The organism is Caulobacter sp. FW305-C-30-S16 (assembly GCF_058783025.1).
Window position 1 is genome coordinate 1235330 of the sequence record NZ_JBYSYH010000001.1, and the last position, 15836, is coordinate 1251165.

Sequence of the window (15836 nt, forward strand, 5' to 3'; positions counted from 1 at the left end):
GGGCGTTTTGGGCTGTGCTACGCGTTGCCTTGGTTCATTGCCGGGAGGCCCCGTCGGGTGCGCACCTACACTGTCTATATCCGCGACGCCCGATACAGCGTTCCCTCCCTCCTGTTCGTCGATGTGAAAGCTGATGTGCTGGTGGCCGACCTGGCGCGCCAGAAGCTTGATGAATCCGCGCACCATCTGGCGGTCGAGGTGCTCGACGGCGACACCCTGCTCTTTCGCATAGCGCGCGACGGCGTCGAGTAATCGCGGCCCGCTTGCCAAGTCGAAAACGCGAGAGCACTATCCTCGCTCAAAGGCTCCTCGCCGGCGAAAACCGGGAGGGGCCTTTTCGATTCTGGAGGCGCCGAGCGCGCGCGAGCTGCCAATGTCCGTAAACCGTCAAGGCCACATCCGTCTGACTTCCCACCCGGGATCAGGCGCGCCCACCCGTTTTCCCCTGACCTGGGGCGCCGCCACGGCCCGCGAGCGCGGGCCGGTGGTCGCCACCGTCAACGCCGGCAGCGACCGGAACGCCATCGGCGCCCACGGCGGCGCCTATTCCATCTATCGCAGCCTGGCGATCGCGTCGGGCGCCCTGAACCCGCTGGTCCGGCCGGACCTCACCGACACCGCTCCCGTCGTCGACGTCGGGCCGTTTGGTCAGTGGGCGGATCCGCACAAGATCGTCTCGCTCGACCCCTGGGGTCACCGCATCCAGCAGGACTTCGCCGGCGAGGTGGCCGAGGGCGTCGACATCCGGCCGACCATCGCCATCACCAAGGCCCGGCTGACACTGCCGGAAATCAGCGACGCCATCGACGCCGGCCGGCTGAAGATCGACGGCACGGTGGTCCACGAGACCCGCGATGTGGCCGTGACCAAGGCCGCGCTGGACCCGGTCTGGTACCTGCCGGGCATCGCCGAGCGGTTTGAGGTCGACGAGACCACCCTGCGCCGCACCCTGTTCGAACAGACCGGCGGCATGTACCCCGAGCTGGTCACCCGGCCGGACATCAAGGTGTTCCTGCCCCCGATCGGCGGCATCACCCTCTACATCTTCGGCGACCCGGCGGCGATCGCCGACCCGAACCGCCGCCTGACCTGCCGCGTGCATGACGAGTGCAACGGCAGCGACGTGTTCGGTTCCGATATCTGCACCTGCCGCCCGTACCTGATCCACGGGATCGAGGAGGCCGTCCGCGAGGCCCAGAACGGCGGCGCCGGCCTGATCGTCTACAATCGAAAGGAAGGCCGGGCGCTCGGCGAGGTGACCAAGTTCCTCGTCTACAACGCCCGCAAGCGCCAGCCGGGCGGCGACCAGGCGGCGACCTATTTCGAGCGCACCGAATGCGTCGCGGGGGTCCAGGACGCCCGCTTCCAGCAGCTGATGCCGGATGTCCTGCACTGGCTGGGGATCAAGCACATCGACCGGTTCGTCTCGATGTCGAACATGAAGCACGACGCCCTGGTTGAAGGCGGCCTGACTATCGGTGAGCGCGTGCCGATCCCCGACTACCTGATCCCGGACGACGCCAGCGTGGAGATGGAGGCCAAGAAGGCCGCCGGATACTTCACCCCCGAAGGCGCGCCCTCGGCCGAAGACCTGAAGAAGACCGTGGGACGCGATCTTGGGGAGTTTTAACGCCGCCGGGGACATGTCCCGAAGGTACGTGTCCCCCAAACGGTTCTGCTCGATTAGGGGACACGTACCTTCGGTACATGTCCCCGGGTTTGCCCATGACTGACATCGCCGCCGCCCGCACCCTCCTCTCCGCCGCCGCCGTGCGCGAGCGGGCGCATGAGATGCTGGCCATCGCCGAGGCCGACGGCCTGAGCGACTGGCGCGTGGATCTGGCGCGGCTGCCGGCCACGGCCGACATCGTTGCCGGCGTGATCCGTGCGCAGTACCCGACGCTGCAGGTGCCGTTCCACGCGCGCTGGCGGCACTTTGTTGTCGGCGGTCGCGACCTGTGGGCCGAGATGGCCGCGACAACGGACTGGCCGGACGCGAACGCGAAGGCCCGCGCCGCCTTCGATCTGGCGATCACCTCGGTGCTGCTCGACGCGGGCGCGGGCCCTGGCTGGCGGTTCCTCGACGCGCCGACCTGCACCGAAACCCGCCGATCGGAAGGCCTCGGCGTCGCCAGTCTGCGGTTGTTCCAGTCAGGCATATTGTCCGCGAGCGGAGACAGTCCGTGTGCGGACGGTCTGGCTGGCCTGACCGCTGCGACGCTCGCCGAGGCGTTCCAGGTCACCGACGCCAACCCGCTGATCGGGCTGGAAGGCCGCGCGGCGCTGCTCCGGCGTCTGGGCGCGGCGGTCGGCCGGCCCGGCGACCTGTTCGACGTCATGGCGGCGCGCGCAACGGAGGGACGCCTGCCGGCGCCGGTGATCCTCGAGGTGCTGCTCGAGAAACTCGGCCCGATCTGGGAGAACCGGCTGACGCTCGGCGGCGTGCCGCTCGGCGACTGCTGGCGCCATCCGGCGATGAAGCGCGACGACGCGACCGACGGGCTGGTTCCGATCCACAAGCTCTCGCAATGGCTGGCCTACAGCCTGATCGAGCCGCTGGAAGAGGCAGGGATCACCGTCCACAGCCTCGATGGCCTGACGGGCCTGGCCGAATATCGCAACGGCGGCCTGTTCATCGACGACAGCGTGATGGTGCTCAAGGACCCCGCCGACATGGGTCGCACCCACGCCGTCGGCGACCCGCTGGTGGTCGGCTGGCGCTCCCTCACCGTGGCCCTGCTCGACCGGATCGCCCCGCTGGTCCGCGAGCGGCTGGGCGTGGCCGAGGCGGACTTCCCGCTGGCCCGCGTGCTCGAAGGCGGCACCTGGGCCGCGGGTCGGGTGCTTGCCCGGGACCGACGCGAGGGGGGCGGACCGCCCCTGACCATCACCAGCGACGGGACCGTCTTCTGATGCGCACCTTCTCCGGCGTCACCGTCGTCGATCACCCGCTGGTGCAGCACAAGCTGACCCGCATGCGCGACAAGACGACCTCGACCAAGACCTTCCGTGAGCTGATGCGGGAGATCTCGACCCTGCTCTGCTACGAGGTGACCCGTGATCTGGCGCTGACCGACCGTGCGGTCGAAACGCCCCTGGAGACCACGACCGCGCCCGAAATCGCCGGCAAGAAGCTGGTCTTCGCACCGATCCTGCGGGCCGGGGAGGGAATGCTCGAGGGCATGCTGACGCTCGTCCCGTCGGCCCGCGTCGCCCACATCGGCCTCTACCGCGACCCGGGCACGAAGGCGGCGGTCGAGTATTATCTCAAGGTCCCCGAGACCATGGCCGAGCGCCAGGTCATCGTCATTAACCCGCTGCTGGCTACGGGCGTAACGGCCCGCGCCGCCGTCGACCGGCTGAAGGAGGAAGGCGCCCGCGACCTGCGGTTCGTCTGCATCCTGACCTGTCCGGAGGGCATCGAAGCCCTGCGCGGCGACCACCCCGACGTGCCGATCTGGACGGCGGCGATTGATCGCACGCTCGACGAGCGCGGGTTCATCCTGCCGGGGCTGGGGGACGCCGGGGACCGGTTGTACGGGACGCGGTAACCTCAAGGCAGACCACGCCCTGATGTCTTGACGGCCAGCTTGCTCCGGCGACGACCTTGGTCAAGGACGGCCCTCCGGGCCGCCGCTCCGCGGCCGCGAAGCGGTCCTTGACCAAGGCCGACGCCCGGAGTGGAGAATTCCATCAAGCTCTTCAGGGCTCTTTGTCATCAGTACGCCAAAGACTGTCACCCCGGCCGAAGCGCAGCGGAGAGCCGGGACCCAGATTCGGCTGAACCCCACTCTGGGTCCCGGATCGGCCCTACGGACCGTCCGGGATGACAGTAGGCGGTGGGGTCGCTAGCCTCCCCCCATGAACGAAGCCTTCGAAACCCTGCTCACCGACACCCCCGCCGAGGGCGTGCTGGTCGTCACCCTCAATCGCCCGGCGGCCGGCAACTCCCTGTCCACACGGATGGCCGAGGAGCTCCTCGCCCTCTGGACCGACCTCGCCCAGCCCGGCGCCACACGCGCCATCGTCCTGACCGGGGCGGGCGAAAAAATCTTCTGCGCCGGCGCCGACCTGAAGGAGCGCGACGGCATGACCGACGCGCAGTGGAAGGCCCAGCACGTTCTGTTCGAGACCATGCGCGACGCCCTGGTCGCCCTGCCGGTTCCGGTGATCTGCGCGGTGAACGGCGCGGCCTACGGCGGCGGGTTCGAGATCGCCCTGAACTGCGACCTGATCTACGCCGCCGACACCGCGCGGTTCGCCCTGCCGGAGGTCAAGCTGGGCATCATGCCCGGGCTCGGCGGGGTGCAGAACCTGGTCCGGGCGGCGGGCGAGCGGCGGGCGCGCGAGATTCTGCTGACCGGCGATCCGTTCACGGCGGCGCAGGGGCATGAGTGGGGCGTGATCAACGCCGTCTGGAACCCCGCCGGCCTGCTGCCCGAGGCGATCGACCTCGCCAAACGCATCGGCGCCAATGCCCCGCTCTCGGTCCGCAACATCCGCCGCGTCGTTCGCGACACCGCCGTCCTCTCAGGCGCGGAGGCCACCGCCGTCGAACTGGCCGCCTACAACGAACTCACCCCCACCGAAGACCGCCGCGAAGGCGTCGCCGCCTGGGGCGAGAAGCGCAAGGCGGAGTGGAAGGGGCGGTAGGGATGTTTCACCGCGTCGCTATCTGGATTGTATCCGCCGGGCGTCGCCGTGCCGCCAGGCGTTTCGCAAGAGTGCTACCGCCTTTGATGATCAAAGGCTGGGGCGCTTCGGAAAGCTATACCGTCGGGCAGGTTCGCACCGCGCTCCGATCAGGCAAGCTGGATGGCCGGCATGACGTCATCGCCTATGCTGGCCTGTTGTCCGAAGCAGACTTTCTGGCGAACATGCCCAGCGGTTCGGGCCTGCCGTACCCGCAAGCGCGCGAGCTCTTCACGAAGGCGCTGCCCGGTGGCTCATGGGTCGCCTACCTCAAACAGCCGATCTCTGACCAAGAGGCGATGAACAGGCACTGGATGGGCAGTTGAAGGGCGCATTGAACAATCGATAGCCGCTTGTCACCGCCCCACACTCCTCCCTTCATCTCATGCGACGACGTTCGCCGGTCGGGACCGATCACTCAAGGACGGCGCGCCGCGCCGCCGCCCGCGGCCGCCCGGAGGGCGGTCCTTGACTGATCGGTCCCGACCGGCAGGCTGGCCTGCAAGAGATTGAAGCGCTTCTCCCTCTCCACGGGGGAGAGGCATGGCTTTAGCCGCCGACGCCTCCCGCTAGCACTGGTCCGCGCTGCCAACCCGTTTGCAGCGCGGGGCGGACGATAGCGCCGCCAGAGACAGGCCTTGCGGGCAGAGAGCCGGGGTTCGCGCCTCCAGGGTCGAGAAGCGATAGCCGCACAGCAGCTGGCCGATGAGGGTGCTGGCCGCCTTGTCCGAACAGTAGACACTCGGCGTCGCCCCCGTTGGCCTGTCGAGGTACTGGACCATCATCGATTCGCCGGGCGGGATCAGGCGGTCGATCAGGGCGCCGGCCCGGTTCGCCATGAACCCCGCGGGAACCGAAACCGATTGCGCGCCTTGGGAATTGGCCAGCAGCGGGCGCAGCCCGTCCGCAAGGATCTGGAAGCCGGACAGCTTGAGCGCCAGCAAGCGACGAACGTCCTCCAGATTGGCCGGCGCGGGGGTGTCCGTGTTGGCCTTCTTGAGCACGGCGCCGTGAAATTTGGCCGCCCGTTCGGCCCCCTCCATCGCCAGCACCAGGTCGGCCCGGCGCACGGTCACGGCGGTGGTCTGGTTGGCCTTCAGCAGCCCCGTCACCCGCCATTCGTTCAGCAGGATGATGAGGGTCAGGAAGCCGTCGCTATCAAGCACCTCGAAGCCGGTCGTCCGCGATCCGCCCGTCCGGGTCGTCGCGTCGTAATTGTGAGATCCCTGGATGATCACGCCCGACAGGCCCAGAGCCGGGTTGAACTGGACCGTCGAAATCCGGGTGAACTCGACGCGGCAGGCCGAGCCGGCGCGGGCGGCCGCTGGCGGTGCGGTCACCGTGGCGGCGCAGACGCCCAGCACCAGCGCCGCGGCGAGCTTTGGCCGGAGGCGGTGACGGAGACGGTGTGGACCCGGCGACCCCAGCGAGCCTTGATTCATAACGTCCCCTCACGCGCCGTTCCGCCCTGATCTATGCGGGCACGCCAGCAAGACTCGGTCATCCAGCCGTGCTTCGTCAATCGCCTCGTGCCGCAGGGAGACGGGTGCACAGGTTGCTGCCAACACCCCCGCGCCAACGCCCCCCGACTCCCCTATATCTCTCCCCGTGACCGACACGCCCTCCGACATCCCCCTGACCGGCGCCGCCCTGATCGCGGACCACGCCAAACGGCTGCCTGACGCGCCGGGCGTGTACCGGATGATCGGCGAGGGCGGGGAGGTGCTCTATGTCGGCAAGGCGCGCTCGCTTAAGAAGCGGGTGATCCAGTACGCCCAGGGCCGGTTCCATACGAACCGCATCGCCCACATGGTCGACCTGACCCGGTCGATGGAGTTCGTCTCGACGCGGACCGAGACCGACGCCCTGCTGCTCGAGATCAACCTGATCAAGCAGATGAAGCCGCGCTTCAACGTGCTGTTGCGCGACGACAAGAGCTTCCCCGAGATCGTCATCCGCCGCGATCATGCCGCGCCGCAGCTGCGCAAGCATCGCGGCGCGCACACGATCAAGGGCGACTACTTCGGCCCGTTTGCCTCGGCCGGGGCGGTCAACCGCACGCTCAACACCCTGCAGAAGGCGTTCCTGCTGCGGTCCTGTTCCGACAGCGTCTACGACAGCCGCACCCGGCCCTGCATGCTGCACCAGATCAAGCGCTGCGCCGCGCCCTGCACCGGTCTGATCGCGCTGGACGACTACGCCAAGCTGGTCGAGGAGTCCGAGGCCTTCCTGCGCGGCAAGAGCCGGGCCGTGATGCAGCGCATGTCCGAGGCGATGCAGGCCGCGTCCGATGACCTGGAGTTCGAGCGCGCCGCCCGCCTGCGCGACCGGATCCGCGCCCTGTCGTCGGTGGCCCAGGAGACCCAGGTCAATCCCGAGACGGTCGACGAGGCCGACGTGTTCGCCCTGTTCGCCGAGGGCGGCCAGGCCTGCGTCCAGGTGTTCTTCTTCCGCGCCGGCCAGAACTGGGGCAACCGCGCCTACTTCCCGCGGGTCGACAAGAGCGACAGCGACGCGGAGGTGATGAGCGCGTTTCTGGGCCAGTTCTACGACGATCGGCCGATCCCCCGGTCGATCCTCGTCAACGTCCAGCCGTTCGAGCACGAACTGTTCGCCGAGGCCTTCAGCATGAAGGGCGGCCGGAAGATCGAGATCGTGCAGCCCAAGCGCGGCGAGAAGAAGCAGCTGGTCGACCAGGCGGTCAACAACGCCCGCGAGGCGCTCGGCCGCAAGATGGCCGAGAGCTCCGCCCAGGGAAAACTGCTGACCGGCGTCGCCGAGGCGTTCGGGCTCGATACCCCGCCCGAGCGGATCGAGGTCTACGACAACAGCCACATCCAGGGCACCAATGCGGTCGGCGGCATGATCGTGGCCGGGCCCGACGGCTTCCAGAAGAACCAGTACCGCAAGTTCAACATCAAGGGGACCGAGCTCACCCCCGGCGACGACTACGGGATGATGAAGGAGGTGCTGCGGCGCCGCTTCGCCAGGCTGGTCAAGGAAGAGGAGGAGGGCGATGACAGCGCCCGCCCCGACCTGGTGCTGATCGACGGCGGCAAGGGCCAGCTGGACGCGGTGCTGGAGGTGATGGCCGACCTCGGCGTCGACGACATCGCCGTGGTCGGCGTGGCCAAGGGGCCGGACCGCGACGCAGGGCTGGAGCGGTTCTTCATGCCGGGCAAGACGCCCTTCATGCTCGAGCCGAAATCGCCGGTGCTCTACTATCTCCAGCGCCTGCGCGACGAGGCGCACCACTTCGCCATCGGCGCGCACCGCACGCGCCGCTCGATGGACATGAAGAAGAACCCGCTCGACGAGATCGACGGCATCGGCCCCGGCCGCAAGCGCGCCCTGCTGCATGCCTTCGGCTCCGCCCGCGAGGTCGGCAAGGCGACAGTCGGCGACCTGATGAAGGTCGACGGCGTCAGCGAGCCGCTGGCCCAGCGGATCCACGACTACTTCCGGAAATGATCCTCCCCTAAGTCACGCTCCGCGCGACAGCTCCCACAAACGTGGGGGAGCATTGGCCGTTGGGATAAAACCCGCTAGTCACCCCTGCATGAAACATCTTCCGAACATCATCACCGGTCTGCGGCTGGTTCTGACCCTGGTGGTCTTCCTCGCGATGCTGGGCCTGGCCTCGCAGCCGATCATCCTGTGGCTGGTGTCGACGGGCCTCGATCCGCAGCTGGTGCAGACCGGCTTCTACTTCACCGCCTTCTGGGGCTTCGCCATCGCGGCGATCACCGACTTCTTCGACGGCTGGCTGGCCCGCAAGCTGCAGGTCGAGAGCACGCTCGGCGCGATCCTCGATCCGATCGCCGACAAGGTGCTGGTCGCCGGCGCCGTGGTCGGCCTGGCGGTCCTTGGGTCGTGGATGGTCGGCCTCGCCGGCGGTCTGATCCTGTTCCGGGAGTTCGCGGTCAGCGCGCTGCGCGAGACGCTGGCGCCGAAGGGCCTGACCCTGCCGGTGACCCTGCTGGCCAAGTGGAAGACGACGCTGCAGCTGCTGGCGCTCGGCGCCCAGCTGTTCGTCGGCGGCTGGATCGCCTGGGGCCTGCCCCGCGAGCCTGTCCTGGCCCAGCGCGCCACCATGGCCGCCGATATCGTGCTCTGGCTGGCAGTGGCCGTGACGATCTGGACCGGCGTCGAGTACGCGCTGGCTGCGCGCAAGGCGCTGAAGACGGCCTGATCTGGATCATGGCCAACGGCGCCGGTATCGCCGATGGAGTGGTCAGGGGCCGGCCCTCCGGATCTGCCCCGGTCAGGAAGCCTCCGTGTCCGCCATGCATCGCTTGCGGCTGTACCACGCCGTTCTCGCCCTCATTGTCATCCTGGCCTTCTTCAGCCCCGAATGGGGACGCCTGCACCTTTGGCTAGGCTACGGGGTCGGCGTGATGATCCTGGTCCGGCTGCTGCTGGTCCTGACGGGCGCGCGACAGCTGGGGCTTTCGCGCTTCTATCCCGAGTTTCATGGACTGAAGCTCGATAACCTGTTCGCGCACCCGGTCATAAGCCGGGTGCTCCTGATGAGCATCGCCGTCACCCTGGTTGGCGCAACGGGAACGGGCATCGCGATGGATGGCGGCCGATCGTTCGGCCTGTCTCAATCACCGGCCTCGGCCTCGGCCTCGGCGCCGGCGAGCCGGAGTGTCGAAGCCCGCGATGACGCGGACGCCGATGAAGGCGAAGGCGAGGAAGAGGAAGAGGAAGAAGGCCCGCTGGGCGAGGCGCATGAGTTGCTCGGCAACCTGCTGATGGCTCTGGTCGGCGCTCACGTCGCCTATCTGATCGTCTTCAAACGGCCGGTCGCGCGGTTCATGCTGTTTGTCGAGCCCCGCAAGCCAGCGGCCTGACCGCGCATCAGGGCAGCGGGATGAACTCGCCGTCGTCCAGGTCGGGCAGCTTCATCCGGCCGGCGCGCCAGTCGGCCTTGGCCTGCTCGATGCGGTCCTTGCTGGACGAGACGAAGTTCCAGTCGATGAACCGCTCGCCGACCGGCTCGCCGCCGATCAGGATCACGCTGGCCGCCGTCAGGGCCTTGACCGGCACGGTCTGGCCGGGCGCGAAGACGACCATCTGGCCTTCGTTGATCGTCCGGTTGTCCACCTCGATGCTGCCTTTGGCGACATAGGCCGCCCGCTCGGGATACTCGGCCGGCAGCCCGGCGGTGACGCCCGCCTGCAGTTCCCAGTGCACATAGAACAGCGGCGAGAACACCGGCACGGTCGCCTTGGCGCCAAACGCCGAGCCGGCGACCAGCCGCGCCGTCATCCCGTCGCCCGCATAGAACGGCAGGTCGTCATTGCCGGCATGGTGCGAAAAGGCCGGCGCGGTCTCCTCGGCCTCGTTGGGCAGGGCCAGCCACGTCTGGATGCCGTCCATCCGCCCGCCGTGCTCGCGCAGGTCCTCGAACCGCTCGGAGTGGGTGATACCGCTGCCGGCGGTCATCCAGTTCACCTCGCCCGGCTTGATCACGATGTCCGAGCCGACGCTGTCGCGATGGGTCATGGCGCCGTCGAACAGGTAGCTCAGGGTCGACAGGCCGATATGCGGATGGGGCCGCACGTCGACGCTGCGCGGGAACCCGGGCTGGAAGTCCGCCGGTCCCATGCGGTCGAAGAAGATGAACGGGCCGACCATCCGCCGCGCCGCCTGGGGCAGGACGCGGCCCACCTCGAACCCGCCGAGGTCGCGCCGGTGCTGGTCAAGGACAAGGTCGATCATCGGGGCGCCTATCGGGGAAGGGGAACGCTGAACAGTCCGGCGGTGCGGGGCGTGTCGGTGGTAAGTTTTCCGTCGCCGTCGCGGTCGGCCCAGCCGCTCGAACCGATGAACAGCACCCGGCCCCCGCCGTCCACTCCGAGTGTCAGATCCTCGGTCTGCGGCAGATTGGCGGCCAGCACCGTGGCGTCCTCCAGCTCGTCGCAGTCGGGACTGAGGCGCAGGAACATCAGACGCTGGGGCGAGACGCCGTTCTGCACGGCCACCATGCCCACGGGATTGGGCGATGCGCTGCGCATGCCGAAGTCGTGCGCGACCGCGACAAGCCCGTCCGTCCCGGCCAGCGCCGCGCGAAGCCCGCCGATCCAGGTCAACGCTCCCGTCTTGAGGTCCAGCCGATGCAGGCCGGTGGAATAGTCGGCGATGACCATGGCGTCGGCTTCCCGGCAGATGGCCATGCCCTGCGGCGAAGCCATCTCCTTCGTCCGCAGAAAGGGCTCCAGACGCGCCGCGTCCGGCTTCAGGCGATAGATCACCGCCCCAAGGCTGTCGGAGGCATAGACCGTGCCGTCGTCGGCGACCGTGACGTCGCCGAGCTGATGCTCCAGGCCGTCGTCGGGGACGGAAAAGCGGGCCAGGACCTTGCCGTCCTGAAGCGACAGCTTGAGCAGACCGGTGCGCCTGGGGCCGCTGGATCCGGGAATTCCGGGCCCGCTCGCCTCCGCCGCCCACACGACGCCGCGGCGAACGTCGGTCGCCAGGCCGAACAGCCCGCCGGTGTCCGCGTCGGGCTTCAGATAGTCGGCGCGTTCGGCCCCGCCGACGCGAATGATCGAGCGTCCGGCGACCGCGCTGACGAGCCAGCCGCCGCCGCCGGGTGCAACGCCTTCGTTGACCGCGCCGGCCGGTCCAAGGGTCGCGATCTGAGTGACCTCGCCCACGGGGTTGGCGTTCTCGGCCAGCCGCGCGGCGATCGGCGCGAACGCGGGATCGGCGACCAGGGCCTTGAGCACCGGGTCGCCGGCGACGTCCCAGACCAGCCCCAGCCGGGCATAGGCGGCGAGATGGGCGATGGCCTCCTGCGGCTTGCCGGCCGCGACCTCGACCCGCGCGAGGCGGATGAAAGAGCCGGGCGCTGTCGGGTAGAGGGCCAGCGCCTGCTCGAACAGGGTCTCGGCCTTGGTCAGGTCATTGGCCTGGGCCGCCTTCGCCGCTTCCTGGCGCAGATGGAAGTACTGCTCCAGTCGACTCCGGGCCGGCGCCCCGGCGGTCGTCAGGATCAGGACGGCCAGGGCCGCCGCGATGCGGCTAGCCGTGCGGACTGACATAGGGGCTGACCATCCCGAGCGGCACGGCGGTGGTGTTCTTCACGCCGCGGATGACGATGCGGCTCTCGATGTTGGAGACCAGGCCCAGCGACAGGATCTTGTCGCGCAGGAAGTCGTCGAAGGCGTGCATGTCGCGCGTGATCACCCGCAGCTCATAGTCCGCGGCGCCGGTGACGGTGGCGCATTGCACGACTTCGGCCCACTTCACGACATTGGTCTCGAACTGTTCGAGGTTCTCCTTGGTCGGCAGGGAGAGTTTCACGGTGCAATAGACCTCGAAGCCGAGGCCCAGTTGCTCGCGATCGAGGATGGTCACCCGGCGCTGAATGATGCCGGCGTCCTCCAGCCGTTTGATCCGTCGCCAGCAGGGGCTGGAGCTGAGGCCCACGCGCTCGGCGATCTCCGCAACCGACAGGCTCGCGTCGTGCTGGATGAGATCGAGAATCTTTGCGTCAACCGCGTCGAGCTGCTCGGCCAAACCTTTTTCCCCCAATACGCCATTCCGCGCGCCGATCGTGCCGAACAGCACGGTGAATGGGGCACGGCTTTGGCAAGCAATTTCGCCGTGCTTATATGATCTTGCAAGCCGAACCGAGCCCGCCACAGGAAAGATTTTTCAATGCGCCACGACAATGTGACGCTGGACGACAAATATCTGCTCGAAAACGGCCGGGCGTTCATAACCGGCGTGCAGGCATTGATCCGTGTCATGCTCGACCGTCGACGCCTCGATCTGCGTGACGGGCTGAATACGGCAGGGTTCGTTTCCGGCTATCGCGGTTCGCCCCTCGGCGGGCTGGACCAGCAGGCAGGCCGGGCGCGCAAGCTGCTCACCAGTCATGAGATCGTCTTCAAGGAAGGCCTCAACGAGGACCTGGCCGCGACGGCGGTCTGGGGCAGCCAGCAGGCCAACCTGTTCCCGGGCGCGAAGTACGACGGCGTCAGCGCCATGTGGTACGGCAAGGCCCCCGGCGTCGACCGCACGGGCGACGTCTTCAAGCACGCCAACTTCGCCGGCACGACGCCGAAGGGCGGCGTCATCGCGGTGGCCGGCGACGACCACAACTGCAAGTCCTCGACCCTGCCGTCGCAGTCCGAGTACGCCTTCCAGGACTTCGAGATGCCGGTGCTCTCGCCGGCCGACGTCCAGGAGGTGCTCGACTACGGCCTGCTCGGCCTGTCCATGTCGCGCTTCAGCGGCCTGTGGATCGGTCTGATCGCGCTGGCCGACACCATGGACAGCGGCGTGACCATCGATGTCTCGCTCGACCGCCACAGGCACGTGGTCCCCGAGAACTTCGCCCTGCCGCCGGGCGGCCTGCATATCCGGGCCAAGGACCAGCCGATGGACAAGGAGCTGCGGCTCCGCAACTACCGCATCCCCGCCGCCCTGGCCTTCGCCCGCGCCAACGGCATCGACCGGGTGGCCCTGGCCGCCCCGCGCCCGCGTCTCGGCATCGTCTGCTCAGGCCAGGCCTACAAGGACGTGCTGGAAGCCTTCCAGGCCATGGATCTCAGCCTCGCGGAGGCCGCCGCGCTCGGCGTCTCGATCTACAAGGTCGGCATGCCCTGGCCGCTGGAGCCGCAGGGCCTGCGCGCCTTCGCCGCCGGGCTCGAGACGCTGATGTGCATCGAGCACAAGCGGCCGCTGATCGAGGACCAGGCCCGCGCCGCCCTCTATGACCTGCCCGCCCACGCCCGCCCGAAGATCATCGGCAAGAAGGACGAGAACGGCCGGCCGCTGATGGAACAGACCGGCTCCCTGACCGTCGCGGCCATCGCGCTGGACCTCTACAACTACCTGCCGGATGGTCCGCACCGCGAGCGGGCGCAGGCCTATCTCGACAAGGTCTCCGCCGCCTCCATGGCCGCCGTGACCCTGGCCAGCGACCAGCAGCGCAAGCCCTTCTTCTGTTCGGGTTGCCCGCACAACACCTCGACCCGCCTGCCGGAAGGCAGTCGCGCCCTGGCCGGCATCGGCTGCCACTACATGGCCGGGTTCAACGACCCCTCGACCGACCTCAACACCCACATGGGCGGCGAGGGCCTGACCTGGGTCGGCGCCGCGCCGTTCACGACCGAGAAGCACGTCTTCCAGAACCTTGGCGACGGCACCTACAACCACTCCGGCTCGCTGGCGATCCGCGCGGCGATCGCGGCCGGCGCCAACATCACCTACAAGCTGCTCTTCAATGACGCGGTCGCCATGACCGGCGGCCAGGCGGCCGAGAGCGGCTTCACTCCGGCCCAGATCACCCGCCAGCTGGCCAGCGAAGGCATCACCAGGACCGTCGTCGTCGTCGATGAGCTGGAGCGCTACGCGGGCGTCACCGACCTGGCCCCGGGCGTCGAGGTCTTCCCGCGCTCCGACCTGATGAAGGTCCAGCGCATGCTGCGCGACACGCCGGGCGTGACGGTGCTGCTCTACGATCAGACCTGCGCCACCGAGAAGCGCCGTCGCCGCAAGCGCGGCACGATGGAGAAGGCCCCGCGCCGCGTCTTCATCAACCCGCTGGTCTGCGAAGGCTGCGGCGACTGTTCGGTCAAGTCCAACTGCGTCTCGGTCGAGCCGCTGAACACCGAGTTCGGCCGCAAGCGCAAGATCAACCAGTCGACCTGTAACCAGGACTACAGCTGCGTCGACGGCTTCTGCCCCTCGTTCATCACCCTCGAGGGCGCGGAGAACGCCACGCGGGAGAAGATGGCCGCCCTGACGGCGGATGCGACCCCGCTGCCCGAGTTCGAGCCGCTGGTCGGCGTGCGCCGCATCCTGTTCACCGGGATCGGCGGGACGGGCGTGACCACCGTCGCCTCGATCCTGGCCATGGCCGCCCACGTCGACGGCCGCGCCGCCAGCGTGGTTGACATGACCGGCCTGGCCCAGAAGGGCGGTTCGGTGTTCAGCCACGTCAAGATCGGCGAGCGCGAGGACACCGTGGTTGGCGGCCGCGTGCCGGCGGCGTCGACCGACGTGCTGATCGCCTGTGACCTGCTGGTGGCCGCCAGCCCGGAAGGCCTGGCGCTGTTCTCCAAGAAGACCACCCGCGCCTTCGGCAACGCCGACTTCTCGCCGACGGCCGACTTCGTCACCAACCGCGATGTCCGGTTCGATACGGCCGGCATGGCCCGCAAGGTCGCCGCGGCGACGAAGAGCTACGACGCCTGCCCGTCGCAGGCGCTGGCCGAGCACAAGCTGGGCGACGGTATCTACGCCAACATGATCATGCTGGGCTTCACCTGGCAGAAGGGCGTGATCCCGATCTCCAGCCGCGCCATCTACCGGGCGATCAAGCTCAACGGCGTGGACTATGAGTCCAACCTCCAGGCGTTCGAGGTCGGCCGGAAGGCGGCGATGGACCCGGAGTTCAAGGGACAGACCGAGGACAACGTCGCCACGCCGGAGACGATGCCGCTGGACGATCTGATCGCGAAGCGGACGGCCGAGCTGACGGCCTACCAGAACGCTGCCTACGCGGATCGGTATGCGAAGCGGGTGGCGCAGGTGAAGGCGGCCGAGACGGTGCTGGGCGGCGACGCCCTGACCCGCGCGGTGGCGACCAACCTCTACAAGCTGATGGCCTACAAGGACGAGTATGAGGTCGCGCGGCTCTACACCGACGGCCGCTTCGCCTCGGAGCTGGCGGGCACCTTCAAGGGCGGCAAGGTCAAGGTCTGGATGAGCCCGCCGCTGATCGCGCCCAAGGGGCCGGACGGCAAGCCGAAGAAGATCGCCCTCGGGGGCTGGATGATCGACCTGGTCTTCCCGATGCTGACCCGGATGAAGGGCCTGCGCGGCGGTCCGCTGGACATCTTCGGCATGACAGAAGAGCGCCGGATGGAGCGTGGCCTGATCGTCTCCTACGAGGCCCAGCTGGACATGATCCTCGCCGGGCTGACCGCCGAACGCCTCCCGCTCGCCGCCCGCATCGCCGCCGTGCCGCAACAGATCCGCGGGTACGGCCACATCAAGGAAGCCGCCGTGAAGGTGGCCAAGGCGGATGAAGCGGCGCTCTGGGCGCAGTGGGGGTAGGCTGCACGGGGACATGTACCGCAGGTGCGTGTCCCCTAAGTCCCCTGGTCACCTCGATTGGG

The 15836-nt window shown here is 68.4% G+C and carries 13 protein-coding genes and 1 pseudogene; 10 read left to right on the forward strand and 4 right to left on the reverse strand.

The features are described from left to right. The first annotated feature begins 57 nt into the window (after positions 1 to 57). The 6 genes from AC3WJT_RS06130 to AC3WJT_RS06155 all read left to right on the forward strand — a co-directional run bounded on the left by AC3WJT_RS06130 (position 58) and on the right by AC3WJT_RS06155 (position 5018). Positions 58 to 252 (forward strand): hypothetical protein, encoded by a 195-nt coding sequence (locus AC3WJT_RS06130; protein ID WP_492342183.1) that lies wholly within the window; start codon positions 58 to 60, stop codon positions 250 to 252. A gap of 121 nt (positions 253 to 373) precedes the next feature. Then, positions 374 to 1630: a GTP cyclohydrolase II gene (locus tag AC3WJT_RS06135; RefSeq protein WP_492342184.1), complete on the forward strand. Its 1257-nt coding sequence runs from the start codon at positions 374 to 376 to the stop codon at positions 1628 to 1630. A gap of 95 nt (positions 1631 to 1725) precedes the next feature. Then, positions 1726 to 2913 carry a DUF1688 family protein gene (locus AC3WJT_RS06140; protein ID WP_492342185.1) on the forward strand — a complete coding sequence of 396 codons (1188 nt, stop codon included), beginning with the start codon at positions 1726 to 1728 and terminating at the stop codon, positions 2911 to 2913. Then, entirely contained in the window at positions 2913 to 3551 is a 639-nt protein-coding gene (gene upp / locus AC3WJT_RS06145; protein ID WP_492342186.1) for a uracil phosphoribosyltransferase, read from the forward strand. The genes AC3WJT_RS06140 and upp overlap by 1 nt, the downstream gene beginning before the upstream one ends. A 310-nt stretch (positions 3552 to 3861) precedes the next feature. Next, positions 3862 to 4653, forward strand: a complete 792-nt coding sequence (locus AC3WJT_RS06150) for an enoyl-CoA hydratase/isomerase family protein (RefSeq protein ID WP_492342187.1) — start codon at positions 3862 to 3864, stop codon at positions 4651 to 4653. A 2-nt stretch (positions 4654 to 4655) separates the two neighbouring features. Then, positions 4656 to 5018, forward strand: coding sequence for a DUF6559 family protein (locus AC3WJT_RS06155; protein ID WP_492342188.1), 363 nt, complete (start codon positions 4656 to 4658; stop codon positions 5016 to 5018). Between the two features lie 243 nt (positions 5019 to 5261). On the opposite strand, the gene AC3WJT_RS06160 is transcribed toward AC3WJT_RS06155, so the two are convergent. Continuing rightward, positions 5262 to 6134: a hypothetical protein gene (locus tag AC3WJT_RS06160; RefSeq protein WP_492342189.1), complete on the reverse strand. Its 873-nt coding sequence runs from the start codon at positions 6132 to 6134 to the stop codon at positions 5262 to 5264. A gap of 166 nt (positions 6135 to 6300) precedes the next feature. Between AC3WJT_RS06160 and uvrC the strand changes: the two genes are divergently transcribed. From uvrC to AC3WJT_RS06175, 3 genes are all read left to right on the forward strand, one after another. Next, positions 6301 to 8163, forward strand: coding sequence for an excinuclease ABC subunit UvrC (gene uvrC, locus AC3WJT_RS06165; RefSeq protein ID WP_492342190.1), 1863 nt, complete (start codon positions 6301 to 6303; stop codon positions 8161 to 8163). An 88-nt stretch (positions 8164 to 8251) separates the two neighbouring features. Continuing rightward, positions 8252 to 8884: a CDP-diacylglycerol--glycerol-3-phosphate 3-phosphatidyltransferase gene (gene pgsA / locus AC3WJT_RS06170; protein ID WP_492342191.1), complete on the forward strand. Its 633-nt coding sequence runs from the start codon at positions 8252 to 8254 to the stop codon at positions 8882 to 8884. A gap of 94 nt (positions 8885 to 8978) precedes the next feature. Then, complete coding sequence (locus AC3WJT_RS06175) at positions 8979 to 9548, forward strand: cytochrome b/b6 domain-containing protein (protein ID WP_492342378.1); 570 nt, start codon at positions 8979 to 8981, stop codon at positions 9546 to 9548. A 7-nt stretch (positions 9549 to 9555) separates the two neighbouring features. Here the strand turns inward: AC3WJT_RS06175 and AC3WJT_RS06180 are convergent, their stop codons facing one another. The 3 genes from AC3WJT_RS06180 to AC3WJT_RS06190 are packed head-to-tail and all read right to left on the reverse strand — an operon-like array spanning position 9556 to position 12222. Next, a complete protein-coding gene (locus tag AC3WJT_RS06180; RefSeq protein WP_492342192.1) occupies positions 9556 to 10419 on the reverse strand; it encodes a pirin family protein in 864 nt (287 codons plus the stop codon). A gap of 8 nt (positions 10420 to 10427) precedes the next feature. Continuing rightward, positions 10428 to 11744 carry a tetratricopeptide repeat protein gene (locus AC3WJT_RS06185; protein WP_492342193.1) on the reverse strand — a complete coding sequence of 439 codons (1317 nt, stop codon included), beginning with the start codon at positions 11742 to 11744 and terminating at the stop codon, positions 10428 to 10430. After that, a complete protein-coding gene (locus tag AC3WJT_RS06190) occupies positions 11725 to 12222 on the reverse strand; it encodes an Lrp/AsnC family transcriptional regulator (protein WP_492342194.1) in 498 nt (165 codons plus the stop codon). The genes AC3WJT_RS06185 and AC3WJT_RS06190 overlap by 20 nt, the downstream gene beginning before the upstream one ends. Positions 12223 to 12354: 132 nt before the next feature. Here AC3WJT_RS06190 and AC3WJT_RS06195 point away from each other — a divergent pair. Beyond that, positions 12355 to 15774 (forward strand): annotated as a pseudogene (locus AC3WJT_RS06195) (indolepyruvate ferredoxin oxidoreductase family protein); the annotation flags it as partial. Positions 15775 to 15836: the final 62 nt, after the last annotated feature.